Source organism: Candidatus Protochlamydia naegleriophila, assembly GCF_001499655.1.
In the GTDB taxonomy this organism is placed as follows: domain Bacteria; phylum Chlamydiota; class Chlamydiia; order Chlamydiales; family Parachlamydiaceae; genus Protochlamydia; species Protochlamydia naegleriophila.
Map to the genome: position 1 here is coordinate 1,902,200 of NZ_LN879502.1, position 22,689 is coordinate 1,924,888.

13 protein-coding genes are annotated in these 22,689 nt (G+C 43.5%); 9 read left to right on the forward strand and 4 right to left on the reverse strand.

The window, feature by feature from the left end:
- Positions 1–282: 282 nt before the first annotated feature.
- Positions 283–600, reverse strand: coding sequence for a hypothetical protein (locus PNK_RS08010; protein ID WP_032124192.1), 318 nt, complete (start codon positions 598–600; stop codon positions 283–285).
- Between the two features lie 203 nt (positions 601–803).
- Here PNK_RS08010 and folP point away from each other — a divergent pair, with 203 nt between their 5' ends.
- The 4 genes from folP to PNK_RS08030 are packed head-to-tail and all read left to right on the forward strand — an operon-like array spanning position 804 to position 4,438.
- The gene (gene folP, locus PNK_RS08015; protein WP_032124191.1) at positions 804–1,601 is read left to right on the forward strand and encodes a dihydropteroate synthase; all 798 of its coding nucleotides are present in this window, start codon (positions 804–806) and stop codon (positions 1,599–1,601) included.
- An 8-nt stretch (positions 1,602–1,609) separates the two neighbouring features.
- Positions 1,610–2,413: a diadenylate cyclase CdaA gene (gene cdaA, locus PNK_RS08020; protein ID WP_032124190.1), complete on the forward strand. Its 804-nt coding sequence runs from the start codon at positions 1,610–1,612 to the stop codon at positions 2,411–2,413.
- Positions 2,401–3,717, forward strand: coding sequence for a YbbR-like domain-containing protein (locus PNK_RS08025; RefSeq protein ID WP_051981699.1), 1,317 nt, complete (start codon positions 2,401–2,403; stop codon positions 3,715–3,717). Before cdaA ends, PNK_RS08025 begins: the two co-directional genes overlap by 13 nt.
- Positions 3,662–4,438 carry an RsmE family RNA methyltransferase gene (locus PNK_RS08030; protein ID WP_079992875.1) on the forward strand — a complete coding sequence of 259 codons (777 nt, stop codon included), beginning with the start codon at positions 3,662–3,664 and terminating at the stop codon, positions 4,436–4,438. Before PNK_RS08025 ends, PNK_RS08030 begins: the two co-directional genes overlap by 56 nt.
- Before the next feature lie 10 nt (positions 4,439–4,448).
- Here PNK_RS08030 and PNK_RS08035 read toward each other — a convergent pair whose 3' ends face one another.
- From PNK_RS08035 to pyk, 3 genes are all read right to left on the reverse strand, one after another.
- The gene (locus PNK_RS08035; RefSeq protein WP_158021756.1) at positions 4,449–6,482 is read right to left on the reverse strand and encodes a hypothetical protein; all 2,034 of its coding nucleotides are present in this window, start codon (positions 6,480–6,482) and stop codon (positions 4,449–4,451) included.
- Between the two features lie 236 nt (positions 6,483–6,718).
- Positions 6,719–8,818 (reverse strand): hypothetical protein, encoded by a 2,100-nt coding sequence (locus PNK_RS08040; protein ID WP_059061370.1) that lies wholly within the window; start codon positions 8,816–8,818, stop codon positions 6,719–6,721.
- A gap of 302 nt (positions 8,819–9,120) precedes the next feature.
- Positions 9,121–10,890 carry a pyruvate kinase gene (gene pyk / locus PNK_RS08045; RefSeq protein ID WP_032124186.1) on the reverse strand — a complete coding sequence of 590 codons (1,770 nt, stop codon included), beginning with the start codon at positions 10,888–10,890 and terminating at the stop codon, positions 9,121–9,123.
- 418 nt (positions 10,891–11,308) lie between these two features.
- On the opposite strand from pyk, the gene PNK_RS08050 reads away from it, so the two are divergent.
- From PNK_RS08050 to uvrA, 5 genes are all read left to right on the forward strand, one after another.
- A complete protein-coding gene (locus tag PNK_RS08050; protein ID WP_059061372.1) occupies positions 11,309–14,329 on the forward strand; it encodes a hypothetical protein in 3,021 nt (1,006 codons plus the stop codon).
- A gap of 362 nt (positions 14,330–14,691) precedes the next feature.
- Positions 14,692–15,237 carry a hypothetical protein gene (locus PNK_RS08055; protein WP_059061374.1) on the forward strand — a complete coding sequence of 182 codons (546 nt, stop codon included), beginning with the start codon at positions 14,692–14,694 and terminating at the stop codon, positions 15,235–15,237.
- Between the two features lie 27 nt (positions 15,238–15,264).
- Entirely contained in the window at positions 15,265–15,738 is a 474-nt protein-coding gene (locus tag PNK_RS08060; protein ID WP_059061375.1) for a hypothetical protein, read from the forward strand.
- Between the two features lie 369 nt (positions 15,739–16,107).
- The gene (locus PNK_RS08065) at positions 16,108–16,404 is read left to right on the forward strand and encodes a hypothetical protein (RefSeq protein WP_059061377.1); all 297 of its coding nucleotides are present in this window, start codon (positions 16,108–16,110) and stop codon (positions 16,402–16,404) included.
- A 205-nt stretch (positions 16,405–16,609) separates the two neighbouring features.
- A complete protein-coding gene (gene uvrA / locus PNK_RS08070) occupies positions 16,610–22,303 on the forward strand; it encodes an excinuclease ABC subunit UvrA (protein ID WP_059061379.1) in 5,694 nt (1,897 codons plus the stop codon).
- Positions 22,304–22,689 lie beyond the last annotated feature (386 nt).

The window sequence follows — 22,689 nt, forward strand, 5'->3', positions numbered from 1 at the left end:
TCCTATAAATTGGTTCTCTCGTCGATTTAAACCGGCTTAAAAAAATATTGTTTTGCGCCCTTTCCATAAACCCGTCGAAACTTTCATCATTTCTGATCTGATCAAATTTTGCAGGATCGTTTTTATAAGATCTTCACAATATTTGGCTGCAGGTCCCGTCTCTAAAGTTGTAAAGGTTGAAACCATTTTATTTCCCGAAAATACCCCTCCACTCCTAAGCTTAAGCCCTCTATCGAACTGCCGCCGAGCTCTTTCAATAAGTCGATATTTTTGAGATAACTTTCAATTAACGTTGATTGAACCATCTTTTGCAAAAGCGATCTGTGGAGCTGCCGTAGGTGCTTGAGCAACCTTTAATTGTCTTGTGCCTACATGATCGGTTTTCGAAACAACTGTTGATCTAGAAGAAACAGTCGCATCCACATCGGCCAGGAACTGAGCAGCACCTCCGCCTACCAATGCCTTAATATGCTGCATCCCTTCAATAATTTTTCGCCCTAGTCTCTCCATTGTCTCCATCAAGCTATCTCTAACTTTTGACAAGACACCTTTAAGCGCAGTGAGGATTTCCGAAAAGCTACTTACAGGTGATAGTTCCATCCCTCTTCCTCATTTAAATCACCAACCAATTTTAATAATCAACAAATCCAACCTTAAAACAATAAAAACTAATTAGTAAAAACCCAAACAAAGTAATTAAAAACAAACTTGCTTTTAAAATAGATTTTACATCTATACAAAGGAGCTTTCGCTTGATACACTCAACATTCGCGTTTGAAGAAAAATAATTATTAAGGAGGATTATGACGCGTATAATGGGCATACTTAATGTCACACCAGACTCATCATCCGATCAGGGGCGCTGGTTTGATCCCTCGCTTGCGCTTCAACGAGGCAGGGAGATCTTTCACGAAGGCGCCGACATCTTGGACATAGGCGGCGAGTCAACGCGTCCAGGCGCCCCGTCTGTTTCTACAGAAGAGGAGCTTAGGCGAGTCATTCCAATCCTTAAGGCTTTAAAAAAAGAGCTGCCCATTCCTTTCTCAATCGATACGATGAAGGCTAAGGTAGCAGCCGCTGCCTTAGAAGCTGGAGCCACACTGATCAATGATGTGGCGGGCTTTCGCGATAAAGACATGCGGGCTTTGGCAGCGCAATCGCAAGCCTCTATTTGCGTCATGCATATGTACGAAACTCCAGCCACCATGCAAGACAATCCGATCTATCCAGGCGGCGTCATCCCTTTTTTACTCGACTGGTTTCCAAGACAAATCGACCTTCTTCTATCAGCCGGTGTAAAAGAGCAACAGATTATTTTGGACCCCGGGATTGGATTTGGAAAAACCGTTGCCGATAATGTTGAAATCCTACAGAATTTGCACAGAATTAAGGGATTGGGGTTTCCTGTCTTAGTAGGACTTTCACGTAAATCATTTCTTGGAAAGATCATAAATAAACCTTACTCAGAATTGCTTCCCGCATCCCTTGCCGCCAATACTTTGGCAATTCTGGCTCAAGTAGACATCATCCGCGTCCATGATGTGGCGGCTCACCGGGATGTCCTTAAAGTCATGCAGCAATTCAACCCCCTAACGCCCTGACATCGGATATGTGGTTTTTTCAATTAATGGTTCCCGTGGTAGAGATTTTGATCATTGCGATCATAGTCTACTATCTTCTTTCGTTTTTTTGGAACACAAGAGCCATGGACTTGCTCTATGGGAGTTTGGCCTTCTTAGGCTTTTTCGCCCTAGCAAAATGGCTGAACTTGCCGGTTTTAGAAAAACTCATGTACTACGTTGTCAATGTGGCCGTCCTGGCTCTATTAATTATCTTCCAGCCAGAGCTGCGCTTAGCCCTATCAAAATTAAGCTTGAAGAGTAAGAAGTACCGCGAAATTACTGAGTTTGACAAATTTTTAGAAAGCATTTCTCAGTCGATCTATCGTCTCTCAGAAAGAAGAATTGGTGCACTGGTTGTACTTGAGAATCAAGATTCCCTTGAAGATCTAGCAAATAAGGCCGTTCTCATTAATGCTCAATTTTCCCCAGAGCTTTTAGAATCGATCTTTATTACAACAACTCCACTGCACGATGGAGCCGTCCTCATCCGAGGAACCACTATCATGTCGGCCGCAACCATTTTACCTTTGGCAGACGACAGCACTCACTTATCTAAATCAATGGGTACCAGGCATCGGGCAGGGCTTGGCATAAGTCAGTTAACCGATGCCCTCGTTATCGTCGTCTCTGAAGAAACTGGTAAGGTTTCCATCGCCCGTGACGGAATCATGACCCGGGGAGTCAAAGTCGACCGTTTCAAAGGAATCATTCGCAGTGTCTTTAGCCCTCCCAAGACCGCTATTCCGACTAGTTTGAACTTTTGGGAGCAGTTAAAATTATGGAAACGTTAATTAATAGCTTTTTCACCTATCAATGGCAAAAAAAACTAGCGGCCCTGCTAGCTGCAGCTGTTATTTGGATTTATGTCAGCCATTCGATTACATCGACAAAAACGATTCCTTTTGTCCCGATCCGCGTGATCAATCTACCAACTGACAAGACTATCCCAGGGTTACTTCCTAATGGCTTTCTAGCCAAGAGAACCACCCTAACTCTAACGGGGACAAAAGACGTTGTTGAGCAACTCGAACCGGGGGACCTGGAAATTATTTTAGATGTCTCTAATCAACCCAACGAGGAAATCGTTCAAATCTCTAAAAAAAATCTCGTCAGCTTAAATCCGGACGTGAATCTTGGCAAACACGTCACCTCGGTGAGCCATCCGGAATTTGTGATCAGAATGAGTGAAATGCTGACAGAGAAAATTCCCATTACCATTCATCGCCCTCTTGGAGAGGCTCCTAAAGGCTACGATTTCCTGGATAACTGGCCCTTGACTTTAACCCAAACTGTCAGTGGACCGCACGATCAAGTTCTCAACTTAAAAAATCAGGGATTAGAGCTGACTTTCAATCTCAATGACATCACCAAGGAGCAATTGGACGCACTGCAGTCCAACGGCCCCTACGATGACGAAGTAAGCTTTTTTGTACCAGATCAATGGAAAAAAGTGGTCATTCCTTTCTCGTCCCGTGGACCAGAAACCATAAACGATCCCGACGCCAAATATCTTCATATGAGCTTCTTGCGTCAGCAATTGATTCCAATTAAAAATGATCTTCCTCTACATGTCTACTATCCGCTTAAATACAGCGCACAAATCAATCCCAACACCTACGCATTAGCCCCCAATTCCTTTATCCAAATGAAAAACCACATCCCGGTTTTGAAGCTGCCATTATTTGTCAGCAATGTCAGTAAACTATTTGTAGAAATTGTCAAAGACAACGTTGAGCTCGAAATTGTCACAGCTCCCAGGACCGAACGAGAAAAATTGGAATGGAGTGTAGGATTTATCGACAATGTCCACTTAGAAGACACTTACGTCGCTTTTCTTCTTAGCAATATGCGGACAACTAGCGGATATTCCCAGTCGAAAGTTCAAGAACGGGAAAAATATTTCCGCCAACGCTTTCGCAATTACATGCAGCGCTTTACGCTTTATTTGACACAGGAACAAAAACTGGAACTAGAAAGTACTCTCGGCAATCAGCAAATACTCATCCATATTCCACACGTATCGGTTCCAACGCCGCCAAATGCCCCTCAAAACAGTCAAACATCTCAATTACCAAGTACTCCCCATGCCAGCTGAACGCTATTTCATCGACGAAGAGATCTCTTTAAACCATAAAAAATTCTTAAAAGAGACTGAGTTTCATCATCTGGTTCATGTCATGCGTACACGGCCAGGAGAAAAGATTGAATTGGTCAACGGACGTGGAACGCTCGCACAAGCAACCCTCCTAGATATCCATAAAGAACACGCCACCCTTTCGATCGATGAAGTCACCGAGGAATCGCTCCACCCCTCCAGACTTATTTTAGCACAAGCTTTCCCCAAACCTGATCGATTGGCCTTTATTTTAGAAAAGGGCACAGAACTCGGTGTCGACGAATTTTGGCTCTTCCCCGGCCACCAAAGTGCTAAAAAAGAGGTCTTTTCTAGCCAGCAAGAAAGAGCCAAAGCATTGACCATCGCAGCCATGAAACAATGCGGCAGATTGACGCTCCCTTCGATCTCATACATGCCAGCGATAGAAAAATGGTCACCAATCCAAGGTCAAAGTTTTTTTGGGGACCTCGACCAAGAAGCTCCTTTGCTAGTGAATGCTCTTTCCAGTGCAACACCCAATTACCCCATCACTTTCTTTACTGGTCCCGAAAGCGGCTGGAGTGCAAAAGAAACGGCTATGCTAAAAGAAAAAGGCGTTCAGGGAGTCAAACTTCACCATCATGTCTTGCGTACTGACACAGCCTCCATTGCCGCCCTTACCCTCATTCAGCACTGGCTCATGTTGAATAAAGCAAGCTAAAGGCCTGTAATCAGATGCTTTGGGCCTTGAATTTTGAGTTGATGGCCTGCACAAAGACTTCGCGCATCAAAATAGGCCCTTCAAAAGACCTTCTTTGATCCATTGAGAGCCTAAGCAGATAGTTTTCGCTAAAATCTGCCCGTAAAGCAATTTGCAAAGCTTCTTTCAATTCGCGTAAGTCAGCTACATTTTTTGTTTCATAAGGATCGAGCTTGTGCACTCCCAAATGGCAATAGCGGTAATTGGCCACCTCAAGTCCTTTCCGAATGTAAATTTCTTTTGCTAACAAGATCTCCTGGACACTCAGTTCTCCGCCTAGCCTGGCCTCACTCAATTTTTCCTCCAAACGCTCTATAAAAGGCTTAGACCCCAAAGGAGCATCCGATTTGAAAAAATAAGGCTGTAAATAATTGCTGATCTCCTGAACAATGAAATCCTCTCTTAAAGAAAACCGTTTTTGAAAGAGATGGCGTACATGCACAATGAGCGCCTCTGCCACACGGCTTTCTGATAGGCACTCACATTGATCCTCTAAAATTGAAAGCAGCTGGCCCGTTCCAAAAGCCTTATCTAAGTAATCTTTAACCGTCTTAATAAGAGCCTTAATGATCTGCAGATCTTCCATCATGGCCGGATGCAGCTGCTTGCCGTAGTCTGTGATCGCACACTTGGTTTGCGTTTCTTCCATACTTTCTTCGACTAGCATCTCTGCTACCATCTGGATATAGTGCTGAATGGCGCACACAAGGAGAGGCTGTGTCCAGCCCTGCTGATTCGTCTCCATCAGATAGGTTTCCACACTTTCATGAAACTCCTGCACCAACCGCCTGCGAGCAAAAATGCCTGTAATCTCGCTCGTTTTAGTAACAAGCTCGCCAACTCTATCTTGGATGAATCCTATAAGAGTCGTCTCATTCAGGCAAGATTGGCTGTTGACAACTCTCTCGATTTTCACTTCAACTAAGTCGTTAGACAATTCTAAGTATCCACCTACAGCACTTGCAGCACCAGCAGCATGCATGATCAATTGCTGATTTCCCACTTTTTTAGCCCACTTCAGGGCTTCTTCAAAGCGTCCTTGAGCCATAAGAGGCCTAACGATTGCGCTTTCAATATTCTCGTCAGAAGCTTTAGCATCTAATTGCAAAAACCAAAGCATCCGAATGTCCAGTGAAGGAATGTGGGCAATCATGTCCCATTTCAATGGCATATCTGTGACCCGATGGATCAGATCGTCGAGGCAGTATTGATGAGCTTTGGCATAAGCTTGAACAATGTGTTCATACAGTTCATGATTCCTTGCTTTAAGCGAAGAAGCGATCTTTTCAAAAGATTCAACCTCGAAAGGAATCATCACTCTGGCTATTTCACTTTGATCCCAAGCATCCTCATTCTCATCTGCGATCGCATTCTCCGATTCCCCAAAAGACGACTCCTCAAGGAGTTTCTTAAAATTCCGGTTAAAGAATTCGCCCCGCGCAATCTCATAGCTACTTTCGCCCTTTGTCTCTAGATACTGATCCAATAGCTTGGAAAACATGTCTGGCTCCTGGCGCAATGCAGCCAGCTCTAACTTCTCAAATGGCCCTAAAAACTTTGTTTCACTAAACGGATTGTCGATGCCATGCCAGATGAGATCACTTAAATAAGAATTCAGTAGCAGAAAGTCGTAGCGTTTGCAGGCCTTTACCAGCAAAAGTAAAGACTCTCTTTGCTCCAGATCGCCTTTTTGCCGTTCGATCGATCCCCGTCTAAAAAAAAGCAAAATATTATCCACTATTTGGCTAGTCAGATGTTTCGTCCCCTTTAATTTCAATGCAATTGGGGAACCAAGCCCACTGCTTGTCAAATCATCAAGCGGGCTGGCGCCAAAAAGCCCCCTAATAGCGGACTCTATCTTTTGATCGATCAAAAACAAAGTGTTCCCAATTCGCATCGTATAGTTGTGCTGGAAAATGGAAGAAGAATGAGAAAGATTAATGAAACGACTTTTTTCGCCTTCTGAAAGAGAAAATGACTGGAAAGCACCCACCGGATACATCATAAATCAATAAGTGTTTTTTAATTTCCAACCTAACTAAAGAATTGATTTTAAGCAATGCGAAACCAATTCACTAGATCAAGGCTGTGAGAAGAGGCCGTTGGGCTGATTTTAACTGACGCAAGAAATTGTTGGGAAAATGAAAAAAACGCAAGGAGCCAAGCCATTCCATAGCTCCTAGCGTTTTCCGCTGCTATTGCTGCCTTAATTGCATTCGACTGACTCAGATCACTCCCATCCTAATCTTCACGACTCTTAAATTTGGCATGGTTGGCCTGTAAAAAGATTTCACGCAATAAAGGAGCTCCTTTAAACCCTTCTTTTTGCTGTTGAGTCAGTTTGCCCAGATCGCTTTTTCTGAAATTACCCCTCAAAACACCCTGTAAACCATTTTTTATTCTATGAAAAACGCCTTCTTCTACATGCTTAATGTCATATGGATCTAGCTTACTCCATCCCAGAGGATTGAATTGATAATTCTCCATCTCTACACTTTTGCGAATAAAAAGCTCTTTTACCAATATAATTTCATGAGCACTCAACCCCTGCCCGAGCTTCGCACTCTCTATGCGCTCTTCTAAATGCTCCATAAAAGGTTGCACTGAATTAGACTTATGCCAAGCATTGGGCTTAAAAAAGTGAGGCTGGAAGAAATGGCTGACCTCTTGGACAATAAAATTCTCCCTTAAAGAAAATCTCTTTTGAAAAAGCCTTCGGGTGCTAACGATGAGGGCGTCAGCCACTTTAGTTTCTGATAAAAGATCGACCCGTTTTTTTAAAAGCCCCTGCATTTCACTAGAGCCAAACAGAGTCTTCAAATCCAACCTGGCTATCCTAATAAATTTTTTAATGATTTGCAGATCTTCCATCAATGCAGGATGAAGCTGTTCTCCGTAACTTGTAACTGCCGAGCATTTCTTTCTCATCAGCTTGGCATGCTGTTCAGCCTCCCTCCCCATCATCTCATCAATATAACATTGAAGGGCAAAAACCAATAACTCTTGCGTCCATCCATGCTTAAGCTCCCTTTTGAGAAGCTCTTCTACAGCATCCATGAACTTCCTGCCTAACAGCTCGAACTCCTTTAAGCTTGCAGTCTCTTGAAAGCGGGTAACTTGGTGTTTGATCTCGGTTTGAATAAATTCAAAGGGAGTTTGTGTACTCGAGTCAAAGTCCATCTTTGCAATGTCTTCAGGCCGCAATACGCATTTAACCCAAGCATTCTCTTCGAAAGAAAAACTCTCTAACTCCTCATCTAATGAGTCGCTTGATGAACTCGATGAACGGGCTTTCTCTTTGCACTTATGACCGACTTGTTTAATCAACTGTGGATTCTTACTTTTAGAAGCCCATTCTAATGCTTCTTCAAGTCTTCCAAGAGCTATTAACGGATTAATGACAGCCTTTTCAATTATCTCTACCGGTGCTTCAATCTTTAATTGCGAAAACCACACTAATCTAGCATCCAGTGTAGGAACATAAGAGATTAAGCCCCACTTCAACTGGCCATCTTTCGCTTCATGAATCAAATCATCCAGACAATAGCGATGCGCGCGTACATAAGCTTTAATAGCCTGCTCATAAAGCAGCTTCGAATGTGATCGAACAATGCAGACCACCTTTTCAAATGCCTGAGGCTCAAAATGGGCCAGCAGCTTAGCAAGCTCTCTTTGAATCCTTAAATCCTTTTCAATCATGCTAAAACTTTTCGCAAGATCAGTTTCCGCATCTTCTTTTTCCATTCCCTCTTCAGCATCCATCGGCTCAATCGATTGTTCTTTAAGCGCCGGCTCAGACTGCAGCCCCTTTATTTTCAAACTTGGCTGATGAAAGTATTGTCTTAAAAGCTGGAAAAAGATGCCGATTTCTTGTTGCATGGCCGCTATTTCCAATTTATCAAAAGGACTTAAAAAACTTCCTTCAGCAAACAGCTCTTCATTACTGGACTGCACCTTGTGATTGAGATAAAAGTGTAAAAGAGAAAAATGATAATCTTGACTAATATTAAGAATATCTCCCTCTACTTGATCGGCTATCCCCCCTCTTCGATAGAATTCAAGAACGCTTTCGAAGATTTTAGAAGTCAGGCAGCGGGTAGGCTTCAATTCTAATAAAGCGGCAGACCCCATTCCAGTCAGGGTGATATTTTCGGCCCCCGTCTCTTCAAAAAACAAGCGGATAAATTGACCAATTTTTTTATCGATCAAGAAAATCGTTTGATTAAATCTTACAGCATAGTTGTATTGAAATACTGGTGCGGCGTGGCGACTATTGATTTCATATTGTTGATTATCTCGAAAAACAGCAGGCAACGAAGTGGCGTTAGTTGAATATATCATAGGCCTAGTCCTCAATAATATAATTGTCAAATTAATAGACTCTTTGGAAACTTCATCTGTTTGAAAAATTTGAAAATCTTTGAGTTAAGTTGATCTTCAAATGTTGATATAGGAGTATATGATCGAAAAATTTGGTAATTATAATCCCAAAAGAATGGCAATTTTAACAACCAAATGAAGTTTCGAAAGAAATCTAATGTCTATAACCTTTTACAACCTGCGCAAAACAACAAACATGAGCCCATCAATGAACTCATGAAGGTACCGCTTGGTAAAGGAGTTATAGTGAGTTGGCGATACGCCTAGTCTAAAACGATTCCCTTGTAAACCAACGCTTTCTCTGGATCGAGCGTGATGAGCTGCCCTTCTTTCAAAATCTGACAGGCCGCATCCGCACGCAAAAGAACGGGCTTACCAAGACTGAGAGCAATTTTTTTTGCAAATTTTTCGGATTCCACATCATTGATATGATTTTGCAAAATAATTCCGGCAGCTTCGCGCATTAATGGTAGGTAGTCATCATCACATCGTGCAATGACTAAAAGTTGATCTTTGACAGCATAGGGTGCTTTAGATTCCGGCGCCAGCACGATTGTCACGTTACCATGCACCCGGTTTCCATACCCACTATGCCCTCTGACAAGTACATCTCCAATGCTTTCAACAATCATCATGTTGGTTGTTCCAGAAAACCCAAACGGCGTTCCAGCTGTCATCACAACCAAATCTCCATAACTAACCAACTGACTATCTAAAGCAAAAGAACTGATTTTTTCAAAACTCTCATCTAGCGAGCCGCAAGGCTCGCTTAAATAAGGAATAACACCCCAGTTAAAAGCTAACTGGTGAAAGCTTTTTTCATTCGCCGTCATTGCAATGATCGGCATTTTGGGACGGAGCCTAGATAACAGACGAGCCGTCGATCCCCCTCTCGTAAAGGCAAAAATAGCCTTAGCATTCGAACTATAAGCCGTCTTTACAGTCGCCAAGGTGACTGCCGAAGGAACGTCATGATAGACAAGGGGTGCATGCTGATCAAAAAACGCCCGATAATTAAAATCTGCCTCAGCCTCTTCAACAATGCTGCGCATGACATTCACTGTTTCAACCGGATAGCGGCCTATAGCCGTCTCCCCCGATAACATCACGGCCGATGTACTATCATAAATAGCATTAGCAACATCAGACGTTTCAGCACGCGTTGGCCTTGGATTATTGATCATCGATTCTAGCATCTGCGTTGCTGTCACAACCGGCTTGCCTGCCAAATAACTCTTGCGGATCATCATTTTTTGCAAACGAGGAACATGGCTAAGAGGCACTTCAACCCCTAAATCACCGCGTGCAATCATGATCCCATCAGCTGCTTGGACGATGCTATCAAAATTTTGCACCCCTTCACTATTTTCAATCTTAGCAATCACTAAAATATCAGGCTTTTTCTCTTCCGCCAAAAGACGCTTAATTGTTAACACATGCTCGGCTGAACGGACAAAAGAAGCCGCAATCAAATCAATATCTTGCTGGCAGCCAAAGCGAATATCCTCGATATCTTTATTCGTCACAGGAGGTAGGTTAACGCTCGTATTGGGAATATTTACTCCCTTACCCGAACGAATAATGCCACCATTATCAATTTGCACAACGACGCTGTCCTCTAGATTCTCGACAATGTGAGAGGCAATATAGCCATCGTCGAATAAAACACGCGTTCCCTCAGGCAAATTATTTAAAACCTCGCCTGGGAAAACAGAAACTTGATTTTCATCCCCTAGCTTCTCATGTTTGAGAAGACGCCATTTTTGGCCGGATGTCAAAAGAATTTGGCCGTCTTTAATTTTTCCCAGGCGGATCTCAGGCCCTTTCGTATCAAGCATGATCGATAAAGGCATGCCAAGCAGTCTACGTGCCTCTTTCAGATTATCAATGATCATTAAATGCTCTGCTTGAGTACCATGGCTAAAATTGAGCCGAGCGACATTCATGCCTGCACGCATCAAATCTAAAATTTTATCGACAGTATGACATGCAGGGCCCATTGTGCAAATAATTTTGGTTCTAATTATCGTCATAGCTTTTCAATTTCCTTCTTGCGTCACTCTATTTGCGAATACCCTATGCACCTTGACCCCCCTTTTAGAGTTTGCATGCCTTTTCACAAGATAACTAGCAACTCCACAGTCGTTTCACTTTGAGTCAATCATTAATTTAATCCTAAATATCTATTTTGACAAATAGATACACTATATATCCTAAAACTACTCTCCTTAGCTATCCCCTACCTCAGATTTTTACACCCTTTCCAAGGGTAGCATGCCTCTAAAAAAGAAACACTTAATGAATCTTAAGCATCTTAAATCCACTTAAATTAACTGCTCCTTTCAAAGGCCTCAATTGCCTTAAAACAATAATTAAACTTTTTATTTGACATCTCCTCTATAAAGATTTATGCATTGGAATAGTAGGACACAAGCCTGCGAGGACACTTTTATGTTAGAAGGCCCCTCTTCCCCTTTAAGCGAGTCAGGAGTAAAAAAAGAGGTAAAGGAGCTTGACGCATCTTTACCCCTCTTAATTACCTGTAGTGCCTTAAAACCTAAATGGTTAGCAAAAATCGCCAATCGCAAACATCCTCTTTCATCTCTTATGGATCAAATGCTTCAAGAAGAGTTCTCTTCTCGAAAGAAGCACCCATTTCCTGACACCCCATCCCTCTCTCTCAGCGATCGGCTGCAAATTCAGCAAAAAAATTTTCTTAGCGTCATATCTAACCTCTCATTACCTCTTTTTTCTCCTGATTCCAAAAATGAGAACACGACCTCATTAGAATCCAGCACCAAAGAGATGAAAGAGCAGCAATTAATCGAATGGCTTAAAGAAAAAGGGTATACGAACTTAGCAGAAAAATTAGCTCCACAAAGCGGTTACCCCTGGGATGAGATTAAAGCCATTCGCTGCCCCATTCTCATCGAACAGCTTGTCGATCTCTACAGCCTTAGCGATCAGAAAAATGTAGGGAGTGAAAAGCGCGAACAGCTCATGGACTTCGCTATTAATTTAGCTAAAATGGCTACCGCATCCAATCTTAAAGGCAATTATATGCACTCACATGAGCTGACAGAAGATGCGAAGCAAGTGCTTGGTCAATTAATTTATCTATTCAATAACGACCCACCATCAGCCATAAAAGCCATTCATACTCCTCATTACAATACGGCGGTCGTAAACATTAACAAAGAATTTAACATTCGGATTCAAGACTTGTGCTACCGCTTGCAAAACCACTATGTTGGCCATTACGAAACCCAGCTGCAAGCCCCTGATGTAGCCATCCACAATATGATCCCACGTGAAATTGCTAAAGCTCTTTTAACGGATATAGGAAGCATAAACATCGGCATCATTGACATACTGTCAGACATCTTTCTATCTCAAGAAGAGCGCCCTTTAAACCATGAGGCCAACCTCTCCTACGCATTAAAGCTTTTACAGCGGTCTCCAAAATTGCGAGGAGAATTCGATAAAATTAAAGCGCCAAATTCCTCAAAAATGCCCTCTAACGATGTCATTCGGGCTTCTTTAGGCATGGAGGCCAGCCAGTCGATTAATGCCTTTCACACTAAGTTAACGGTGCTTGTGGCTCTACTTTCTCATCTGCGCCAAGGCGATGAAGGCTCTTGCTTTGCTGTGTCATTGGCAATAGAAATATTATCGGCACACCTTGGATTTTGCTTTAAGGATCTTAGACAATTACTTCAGGAAAGCAAACTGGTCCGCCAAGTTCAAAACGTTTGCATCGATATTCCTTTTGTCAAACGCATTAGCGATGAAAATTTGGAAAAGCTCATTACAATAGATAGTAAAGGCTGTGTCCTTCTCAAAAATCGCAAAGGGGCCGAACTATGGGAGGCTCCCGGGCTCCAAGCTGTTTGCTTGTCTATAGGTTTGAAAAAGCCCAAAAAAGCCTGTCAAGCCGTTCTAGCAGATCTATTCGATAAGACAAGCAAACCTGTAGAATGCAGCGTAAAAAACTTGATAAAAAAGCTATGCGAATATGCACAGCAACAAGGGATGCAACAAAAACCGCTGGGCGACATGTATTCGCAAGCCTGTTTTGCATTTAGTTCTCAAACCTCTCAACCGCTTTTAAAAATATGGGAAAATGCGATCGCTAGTATGGCTGAAGCTGAAGAGGGAGGGATGGTAAAAACCGCCATACTCGACTCCATTTTAGACAGCCTTCAATTTAAATTGGGAGAACTCAACATCCAGCCAACACGCCTGCTTCAACGCCTATTTTTAAACATCCAAAAGCAGCTCTACGAGCGCATCCGACTGCAATATGATCCCGCCATCCAAGGTCATTGGAATAAAAACTTGCACAATAAGCAAGGGGGTTTTGTACTGTATTGCCATGAGAAGCGCATCGATAACGAATCGCTTTTCCGTGGATTCGTAAAAACCATACTCTCTGATGTCGATCAATTGCTGCAGAGCCAACTTAAAGAAAGCGAAAGTACTGAATTGGCGAAAACCATCCACACCCTAAATTCTTATCTTGGCAGCCACGACTTTATAAATTATCTCCTTGTCCGCTACCACCCTTCAAATACAGCCATTGTCAGTCAGCTTAAATCCAATGAAGCTCTCCACTACGAAGCCCTGCCATTTACTCCCTGGGTCACACAAACAGGAAATAACTCAAAAGCCGTTCTAAAATTTTACTTTGAAGCCGATCAACAAATCGCTGCAGAACGCTTTATCTCTAGTGGAGCAGAAGAGGCGCTTACAAATATTATCGAGATGTGCAAACGAATGTCTGAAGAGGAAAAACGACTCTTTGTCAATAATCCCAATAAACTCAAACCTTTTTGCATCCTCGGCAAGCACCGCCTGCCCTTCATGGCTGGCAATCCCTCTCTAGCAAACGCATGGCAGAAAAATCAACCGACCAGCGATTGGATCAAAGAATTTGTCATCAGTCCAGGACTTGAAATTGCCAATACGCTTATGAATGAGACTACCCGCAAGCAAATCCTGGAAAATTTAAAAGCCGACGTTTTCCCCCATTTTTTTTCCAGGCATGAAGCTTCGGCCTGCTTGGATCTCATCAAGAAAGTTGCTGAATACACTGACATTAAGACCTACCGCAAAGCCCTTGTGACCATTTGTCAAAAAATAAAAGGCTCAAGCGGTCCTGTACTAGAAAATTTGGTCAGACACATCGATACAACGATTTGTCAATCGCTGGAGCCGGCCCTTAAGAAAAAATTAGAAGACTCCGCTGTTCACTTTGCAGATACCAACTGGTGCAACGGAATCCATGACATCCATTTTTGCTTTGCCATCAACCCCGGAACTGGGCAGTTGGAGCTATGGGAAGTCTATTCCAATGGCAGCCACCTTGTGGCACTTGATCAGAATTATTGGCTGTTTAATCAAAAATGGGAATTTTTAACGATCCCTGAAGAACTCATTCCAGACGATTCTAGTGATTTGCTTAAGTCCTAAAAAAAGTCATTTTATAGAAAAACAAGACTTGTTAATCTGGACTTTTGGTTTATCCACTTATTATCATATGCATAGATCGACTATCCGAACACAAACTGATAGCTCCAAATAGCCTGGCTGAGACTTTATAGTAGACTTCTCGACCCTTTTACTTAAATCTATCGATTGCTTGATTGGAGTAAAAACGTGTTTGTGAATGCCTCGTATCAAACCATCTGGTTCGAGTGGGTTAGCAAAAACAGACTAGCTAACTCCACTAAGCCTTTTCTAAATGTCTTGAATACTCTCGTTTCCCCCAAAACAGTCATGGCTGATTTAAAAATTAAACGGCTTTATGGAATTTTGTAAAATAAGGAAACGGCATGTCAGCCTCGTTAACTTATAGTTATCTTGCACCATCAAATGGTGCATCCCATGCTCAGAACTACTTTCACTTCTCTCATTATGAAGAGTTCCCCCCCCCTTCGGGGCATGGGCGAACCTACTCTTATTTGCATCCGCAACAGACGAATGGTACCCTTTGCCCCCACTTTCATTTTGATTTGGATGGCATCGAAGAAGAGGTTTCCATTCTTCCTGTAAGAAGAATCAATCAATTGATTGTAACATTCACTTTGGGAATAAAAAAAGAGCCAGCCATTTGCTATCAAGGCAAGCTAATCTCCTCTATTCAAGAAGCTTTAATAAACATGACACTTCCAACACAGCTGGATCAAGCCCTGCTCAATACAATCGCAACAATTAGCAACTACATAGGCCAAGGAACAAAATTCACCTATATCGAAGACTCTGCTAAGGTAAAGGGAGAGGGGGTTGAATTCGAAGTTCACAGTCATGCACTCTACTACCAAGCCACTCTTTCCTCATTAAAGAATGATTGTAAACTCACCTACTACCAAAAAATATAGAATAAAAAAAGCTTAAGAGGAGGTAGCATGAAAGCATCTATCCAGTTGCTTCATATTGGCGAGACTAGGATTTGCTTCTTTTTTAATCAAAATGATCTTCCTGCAATTGACATTGAAGGAACCACCTACACATCCCTTCTTGAAGTCTTGCTACATTTTCCTCAATTTGCCGTTCCTCAACAAGCCGATAAAATAGCCCAACTCTCAAACTTTTTGATGAGAGGATTGGAATTTCACTTCATTGAAAACATTCTCAAATTCCAAGAAGACTATGCGCAACGCATAGATGCTGGACAATTCGAGGTATTGCAAAATATCCCTTGCCAAAATGACTATGGGACCTATGACGTCTCTATCATGCACCCCCCTCGATTGAACGCGCACGAACTCATTTTCTTTGTGTGGCATGATTATACAAAAATTCCTTATCGGGCGTCTTTGAGCTATCCTATTTGCGATCAAAATTTCATCATGAAATACGAACTGCTTCCCTATGCCTAAACATTATGCTTACTCCAAACCATTTGTCGCATAATATCGAGATCAGAAGACAGTTGTTATGGACTCTAAAATCAGTCGGCCTAATGGCCTCTAACACACACATTCACTTTACTTTATAGACGTTAACAAAAACTTGGATAGGAAGGATCAAATTCGATTGATCTTTCACCACCTAGCGCCCATGCTTGGATACGGTCGTAATGCAAGGCCTCTAGGCCGACTGAAAGCTCATAGTGAGCGGCTAGCGAACTATGGGTAATTTTCAAGGAAAATTTATTTTAACTTGATAAGGGGATGAAAGCGCTGTATGATAAAGTGATGATTTTATGAACTCTTCCTAAACGAGAAATAAAATAATAAAGGTTTTTTATGAAAAAATTCATGGGCCTAATCGCAACTTTTCTCCTATTTTCCGTTCCTACTTTCGCTCTTTTACCTCCGCTTTATGAGGGAATAAAAGAAGTCAAAACGATTTTAGCCAGTTCTAACCTGAGTCAAAAATTGCAATCTGGCGAAGTGTTGGAGACTATCCAAAAAAATGACAGCGGCTACCTCATCACAACTAACAAGCATCAGCTGCAAGTCGATGTAGTCTATAGCCAAACCGGGAAAATCGGCCCTGCTGAATATGAACTACACTTCCACGAACCCATTCCTCTCAAATAATCCTTTTAGAATGAGAATTAGAAGCGAGAATTCTGATTCTCACTCCCACAACGCTTTTTCTACAGGTCATTTTCGCCTTTTTTTGTGCGTTTACGATCGCTCTCTAAAACTGGCAAAAGAATCATGATCGACATGCAAATTATCCGTTTGCTTGCATTTCAGTTTGTGCTATGCTAATAGCAAAATTTTTCACAAGTAACTGGTTATGAATAACGAGAAAATTATTTTAAAGAAAGTTCGCATTCACAATTTAAAGTCTGTGGATTTAACTTTAGAAAAAAATGAATTGGTCGTCTTTACAGGAGTTTCAGGCTCGGGAAAGTCTTCTTTAGCCTTTGATACGATTTACACTGAAGGGCAAAGACGCTACGTCGAATCTCTCTCCACATTTGCTAGACGCCAACTTGGCGAACTTTCCAAACCAGATCTTGAGCATGCCAGCGGTATTTCTCCAACGATTTCAATCGAGCAAAAGACTGCTGGACGCAATCCCCGCTCGACAGTCGGCACCTTGACCGAAATTTACGACTATTTGCGCGTCCTCTACGCCCGCATTGGTATTCCTCATTGCCCGATTAGTGGAGAAGCAGTGACTCCGCAAAGCCGTGAAAGAATCATTAAATCGGTCCAGAACCTTCCCCTCCGCACTAAAATCATCGTTTTAGCTCCCTATGCCAAAGGTAAAAAAGCTGAATTCAAAGAAGATTTTCAAGAGCTTATCCGCAAAGGATTCATGCGTGCAAGAGTCGATGGAATATTAGTCAATTTGACGGATGAATTAGTCCTGGACGGAAATGTGGGGCACGATGTAGACGTAGTCATCGACCGCTTGACGGTTGAAAGCAATGCCCAATCGCGCATTGCTGACTCCATAACCCAAGCCTTACAACTAGGTCAGGGAGTATGTAGTGTCCTGGATGTCGATTCGCAAAACGAACAGCTATTCTCTATGCATGCCTACTCGCCCCAATCAGGCCTCTCCTATACGTCGCTCGAACCACACGACTTTTCTTTTAATAGTCCATCGGGAATGTGTCCTCGCTGCCATGGAATGGGAACAATTCATGAATTCGATCTGGAACAAATCATCGATCCGAACTTGAGCATTGCAGACAATTGCTGCTCGATCGCGAGTCCCTACCAAACGGTCCGCTATGGGAATATCTACGACAATCTAGCCGAGCAATACAACTTTAGCGTTCAAACGCCTTGGAAAAAGCTATCCTCAAGCGCCCGTAAAGTCTACTTATATGGGACAGACAAAAAATGGACGAGGATGCATTTTGTCCATCCAGTCACAGGTGCTCGCTGGACCGATCATATTCAATGGAAAGGGGTTTTGCATGATGCCCATACCCGCTTTTCCGAAGCGAAAAGCGAGAATTATCGCAAAAAAATGCAGAAGCTCATGAGCATTCAAACATGTCCAGAATGCCAAGGAGCCAGGCTCAAAGCGTATCCAGCTGCCACGGTCCTGCAAGGCAAGCGAATCAGCGAACTCTCTGCCATGACTGTTGCAGACTGCTCCCGCTTCTTTGAACACCTTACCCTCTCTACGCAAGATACCTTAATCGCGGAAGAGCTTCTCAAAGAAATTCGTCAAAGGCTGCAGTTTTTGCTAGAAGTAGGGCTCCATTACCTCACTCTCGACCGCACGGCTCCCACTCTTTCTGGGGGAGAAGCCCAGCGCGTGCGCCTTGCGTCCCAAATCGGATGTGGGCTTGTTGGCATCACCTATATTTTAGATGAACCGTCGATTGGACTTCATCCACGCGATAACCGCAAATTGATTGATACGCTCAAGCACCTGCGTGATATGGGTAATACGGTCATTGTCGTCGAACACGATGAGGAAACTATTTGGGAAGCTGACCGCATCGTCGATTTTGGTCCAGGCGCTGGTGTCAAAGGTGGAAAGATTCTCATCAACGGCGATCTGACCGACCTCATCGAGAGTAAAGAGTCGATCACAGGCGCTTACCTGACGGGTAAGAGACAAATAGATATCCCCAAAAAACGGCGCAAACCCCAAAAAGAATGCCTGGAAATCAAAGGCGCCAAACACCACAACCTCAAATCGATCGATGTAAAAATCCCTCTCGGAATGTTTCTAGCCATCACTGGCGTATCAGGCTCTGGAAAATCTTCCCTTATTACTGATATTCTCTATCCAGCCCTATCCAACGAACTCCATGGCGGAGAACATCAAGTGGGCGATCATCGAGGCATCAAAGGCATTGACAATATAGACAAAGTCATCGCAATCGATCAATCCCCAATTGGGCGCAATCCCCGATCCAATCCAGCGACCTATATCAAATTATTTGATGAAATTCGCGATTTATTCTGTCAACTTCCCGAGAGCCAGGCAAGAGGCTATAAGCCTGGACGCTTCAGCTTTAACGTCAAAGAGGGATCCTGTTCTCAGTGCGAAGGAATGGGAATGATCAAGATCGATATGGACTTCATGGAAGATGCCTGGGTCGATTGTCCCCTTTGTAAAACAAAGCGATTCGACACAGAAACACTCTCTGTCTTGTACAAAGGGAAAAACATCTATGACGTCCTCGAAATGGATGTCTCTGAAGCCTTGGAATTTTTTGCCAATATTCCTGCCATCAAGCATAAATTGGAAACGCTTAGCCAAGTGGGAATGGAATACATTAAATTGGGACAGGCCTCAACAACCCTTTCTGGCGGCGAAGCCCAGCGGATTAAATTGGCCAAAGAACTCGTCCGCCCCGCCACAGGCAAAACCCTGTACATCTTAGACGAACCAACGACTGGACTCCACTTCCACGACATCAAACACCTCTTGCAAGTACTCCATGCCTTAGTCGAAAAAGGCAATACCGTTCTCGTCATCGAACACAACATGGATGTAGTCAAAACAGCCGATTGGATCATCGATCTTGGGCCCGAAGGAGGAGATGGCGGCGGAGAAATTGTTGCCATAGGCCATCCTGAACACATCGCCAAGCTCGAATCTCCAACTGGTCATGCCGTTCGCCATGCTCTCTACCCGCACACCGAACAAAAGATCGAAGCGGCACTAGAAATGGGGAAACATCGCCGCAAAGATAAACGGGAGCGAGAAGCTCACGTCATTCGGGAAATCACCGTGACAGGCGCCGAACAAAACAACCTCAAGCAAGTATCTGTCACGATCCCGCGCGAAAAAATTACTGTCTGCACTGGCCCATCAGGATCTGGAAAATCTTCCTTAGCTTTCGAGACGATCTATGCGGAAGGCCAAAGGCGCTATATCGAATCACTCTCCCCCTATGCTCGTCAATTTGTCAAGCAAATGCCTAAACCGAAAGTCGGACACGTTAGCGGCTTATCCCCTGCAATTGCTATCGAGCAAAAGGCACACGCAGGTAATCCCCGCAGTACGGTTGGAACGATGACAGAAGTCTATGACTACTTGCGCGTTTTGTTCGCAAGGCTTGGAATCGCCCACTGCCCTGAAACCGGCGAAGTCATCAAAGCAATCAGCAAAGAATTGGTCGTCGAGAGAATTCTCTCTTTCCCCGAGCAAGAAAAGCTCCAAATTTTAGCTCCTATTGAACTTAATAAGAATGAAAAATTTGAGGAGCTGCTTCTCAAATTGCAACGGCAAGGATTTCTACGCATACGTCTCAATGGAGAGTTTTACAATCTCGAGCAAGAAGCCATCGCACTGATTCCATTCGATCGCAAACGAAAAAATGAACTCTTTCTTGTCATCGATCGCTTAAAAGCCGATTCTTCAATGAAAGCGCGTATCTTCGAGGCCGTGGAAAATGCAACATCCATTGGCGACGGAAAATTAGTCGTCATGCGCGAAAAAGAAGATGTTCCCTTCAATTTGTCTTTTGCCGTTGAAAGCACAGGAAAATCATACCCGGAAATTACTCCCCACACATTTGCCTTTAATACTCCTGAGGGAATGTGTCCGGACTGCATGGGATTGGGATACCAATATGGAGCCAATCTTTCCCACCACGCCGACATTTTGTCCCACTCGATCATCGGCCTGATGCGCTTCCTCTGGCAGGAAGAGTTCAGCCAAGCCGCTTTTAGCTTCTTAGAGCTTGTGCTAGATAAAGAAGGAATCGACCCTTACACCCCCCTAAAGAAATTATCGACCGATCACATTCAATTTCTCATGCAAGGCCCTTCTGAAGAGCGCTGGTATACAGCTTCCAACGGCATCCGCTACCGCTGGATCGGAATCAATCACGTCCTCGCAAAGGCCGGTAGAAGCGCCGTGACCGAAAAGCGGGAAGCGATCATTCCTCTCTTGCAAGAGCAAACATGTCTTTCATGCCAAGGAGCAAGACTCAATCCGCTTGCACGCCACGTGACGATCCAAGACTTGTCGATTCACGATGTCTGCAGTCTTCCGATTGAACAAACTCTCAACTTCATCAAAAAGTTAAAGCTCCAACCGCAAGATAAAAAATTGCTCGAAGAGGTTCACACACAGCTCATCAATCGACTAAACTTTTTGTGCGAAGTTGGGCTTCACTATCTCTCCTTGGAAAGACGCGCCCCCACCTTAAGCGGCGGCGAAGCTCAGCGCATTCGCCTGGCTAGGCAACTTGGCAGTGGATTAACAGGCGTCCTATACGTCTTAGATGAACCCACCATCGGGCTTCATCCACGCGATAATGCCCGCCTCAACGCAGCCCTCAAAAAATTGAAAGATCTCGGCAATACCCTCCTCATGGTCGAACACGATCCTCTAACTATTGCAACAGCGGATTATCTGCTCGACTTTGGGCCAGCGTCTGGCGAACATGGCGGACACATCACGGCAAGAGGGACCTTAAAACAACTGCAGCGCAGCGCTCACTCGCTAACAGGCGCCTACTTATCAGGCAAAAAAAGCATTCCTCTGCCAAACAAAAGGCGCGCACTCGATAAGGGACAGCTAATCATTCGGAACACTTCTAAAAACAATTTGAAAGCTATTAGCGTTAGCATTCCAACAGGAGCCTTAACCTGCCTTACTGGAGTCTCCGGATCGGGTAAATCAACTCTTTTACAACAGGTCTTACTGCCAGCCCTAGACAGACGCGCAAATAATGATGCGGTCGATGTAGAGGGTGCTCTTGTGTCAGGCCTCTCTCATTTCGATAAAGTCATCTCAATCGATCAAGACCCTATCGGTCATACAGTTCGATCCGATGTGGGAACCTATGTCGACGTTCTTTCTCGCATCCGCGATTTCTTCGTCTCTTTGCCAGCTGCTAAAATGAAGGGATTGCAACCCAAACACTTCAGCTACAACCATCGCAAAGGAATGTGCACTGGCTGCTGGGGCTTGGGCTACCGCCGCGTCGAAATGCATTTTCTACCGGCCGTTAAAGTCGTTTGCGAAGACTGCCAAGGATTACGCCTCAATCCCGTAAGCTTAGAAGTGACTTATGCCGGCAAAAATCTTGGCCAATACCTTGACACAACGGTTGATGAAGCCAGGATCGCATTCCAAAATCACCCTCGCATCGTACGCATTTTAGATACGCTCATCGCAGTGGGGCTCGGCTACCTCAAGCTCGGCCAAGAAACGGCTAGCTTATCGGGAGGAGAAGCCCAAAGACTTAAACTCAGCCGTGAACTGGCTAAACGCTCCACCGGACGCACGCTTTACCTCTTGGATGAACCAACAACTGGACTCCACAGTGACGACATCCAAAAACTGCTGCACGTACTTCACCGGCTGGTCGATAAAGGCAATACTATGATTATTATCGAGCATCATTTGGATATGATCAAAAATGCTGACTACATCATCGACTTGGGACCAGAAGCTGGAGAAAAAGGGGGCCAAATCATGGGAACGGGAACGCCAGAACAAATCGCTAAGCTCACCTCTTCCTGGACGGGTCACTATTTAAAAGACGTTTTATAAAGACTTAAGCGGGAACCCAGGTTCCCACTTATTTATTACAATCCTCGTATTACATGCGAAATTTCGCTTTCTTGCATTTGTGCTCAAATTCAAATTCGATATAGAAAGAAATATTTCGCAGTATTGAATGAACATTTCAGATCGAGTTGCAAAAAACAAACGGAATAGATGTACCCGTAAAGATTTTTTGATGAAGTAAAATCAATAGAAGGCCCTTAATCACAACAAGGGTTTTTGAAGAAATAAAGTCCCCAAAAAATGCATAGCCTTTCCCAATCACTGATGGATAGGCCAGCTCATGAGCAAAAAGAAAACAAGAGATACTAAGCACTTAGTGAAGTAGATTCTTTTGCAGCTATAAGTCGGCCAAATTTTTTAAATTTAAG

Excerpts from the sequence above, each read along its gene's own strand:
- PNK_RS08010 (WP_032124192.1), bottom strand. The coding sequence starts at position 600 with ATGGAACTATCACCTGTAAGTAGCTTTTCGGAAATCCTCACTGCGCTT.
- folP (WP_032124191.1), top strand. The coding sequence starts at position 804 with ATGACGCGTATAATGGGCATACTTAATGTCACACCAGACTCATCATCC.
- cdaA (WP_032124190.1), top strand. The coding sequence starts at position 1,610 with ATGTGGTTTTTTCAATTAATGGTTCCCGTGGTAGAGATTTTGATCATT.
- PNK_RS08025 (WP_051981699.1), top strand. The coding sequence starts at position 2,401 with ATGGAAACGTTAATTAATAGCTTTTTCACCTATCAATGGCAAAAAAAA.
- PNK_RS08030 (WP_079992875.1), top strand. The coding sequence starts at position 3,662 with ATGCCCCTCAAAACAGTCAAACATCTCAATTACCAAGTACTCCCCATG.
- PNK_RS08035 (WP_158021756.1), bottom strand. The coding sequence starts at position 6,482 with ATGATGTATCCGGTGGGTGCTTTCCAGTCATTTTCTCTTTCAGAAGGC.
- PNK_RS08040 (WP_059061370.1), bottom strand. The coding sequence starts at position 8,818 with ATGATATATTCAACTAACGCCACTTCGTTGCCTGCTGTTTTTCGAGAT.
- pyk (WP_032124186.1), bottom strand. The coding sequence starts at position 10,890 with ATGACGATAATTAGAACCAAAATTATTTGCACAATGGGCCCTGCATGT.
- PNK_RS08050 (WP_059061372.1), top strand. The coding sequence starts at position 11,309 with ATGTTAGAAGGCCCCTCTTCCCCTTTAAGCGAGTCAGGAGTAAAAAAA.
- PNK_RS08055 (WP_059061374.1), top strand. The coding sequence starts at position 14,692 with ATGTCAGCCTCGTTAACTTATAGTTATCTTGCACCATCAAATGGTGCA.
- PNK_RS08060 (WP_059061375.1), top strand. The coding sequence starts at position 15,265 with ATGAAAGCATCTATCCAGTTGCTTCATATTGGCGAGACTAGGATTTGC.
- PNK_RS08065 (WP_059061377.1), top strand. The coding sequence starts at position 16,108 with ATGAAAAAATTCATGGGCCTAATCGCAACTTTTCTCCTATTTTCCGTT.
- uvrA (WP_059061379.1), top strand. The coding sequence starts at position 16,610 with ATGAATAACGAGAAAATTATTTTAAAGAAAGTTCGCATTCACAATTTA.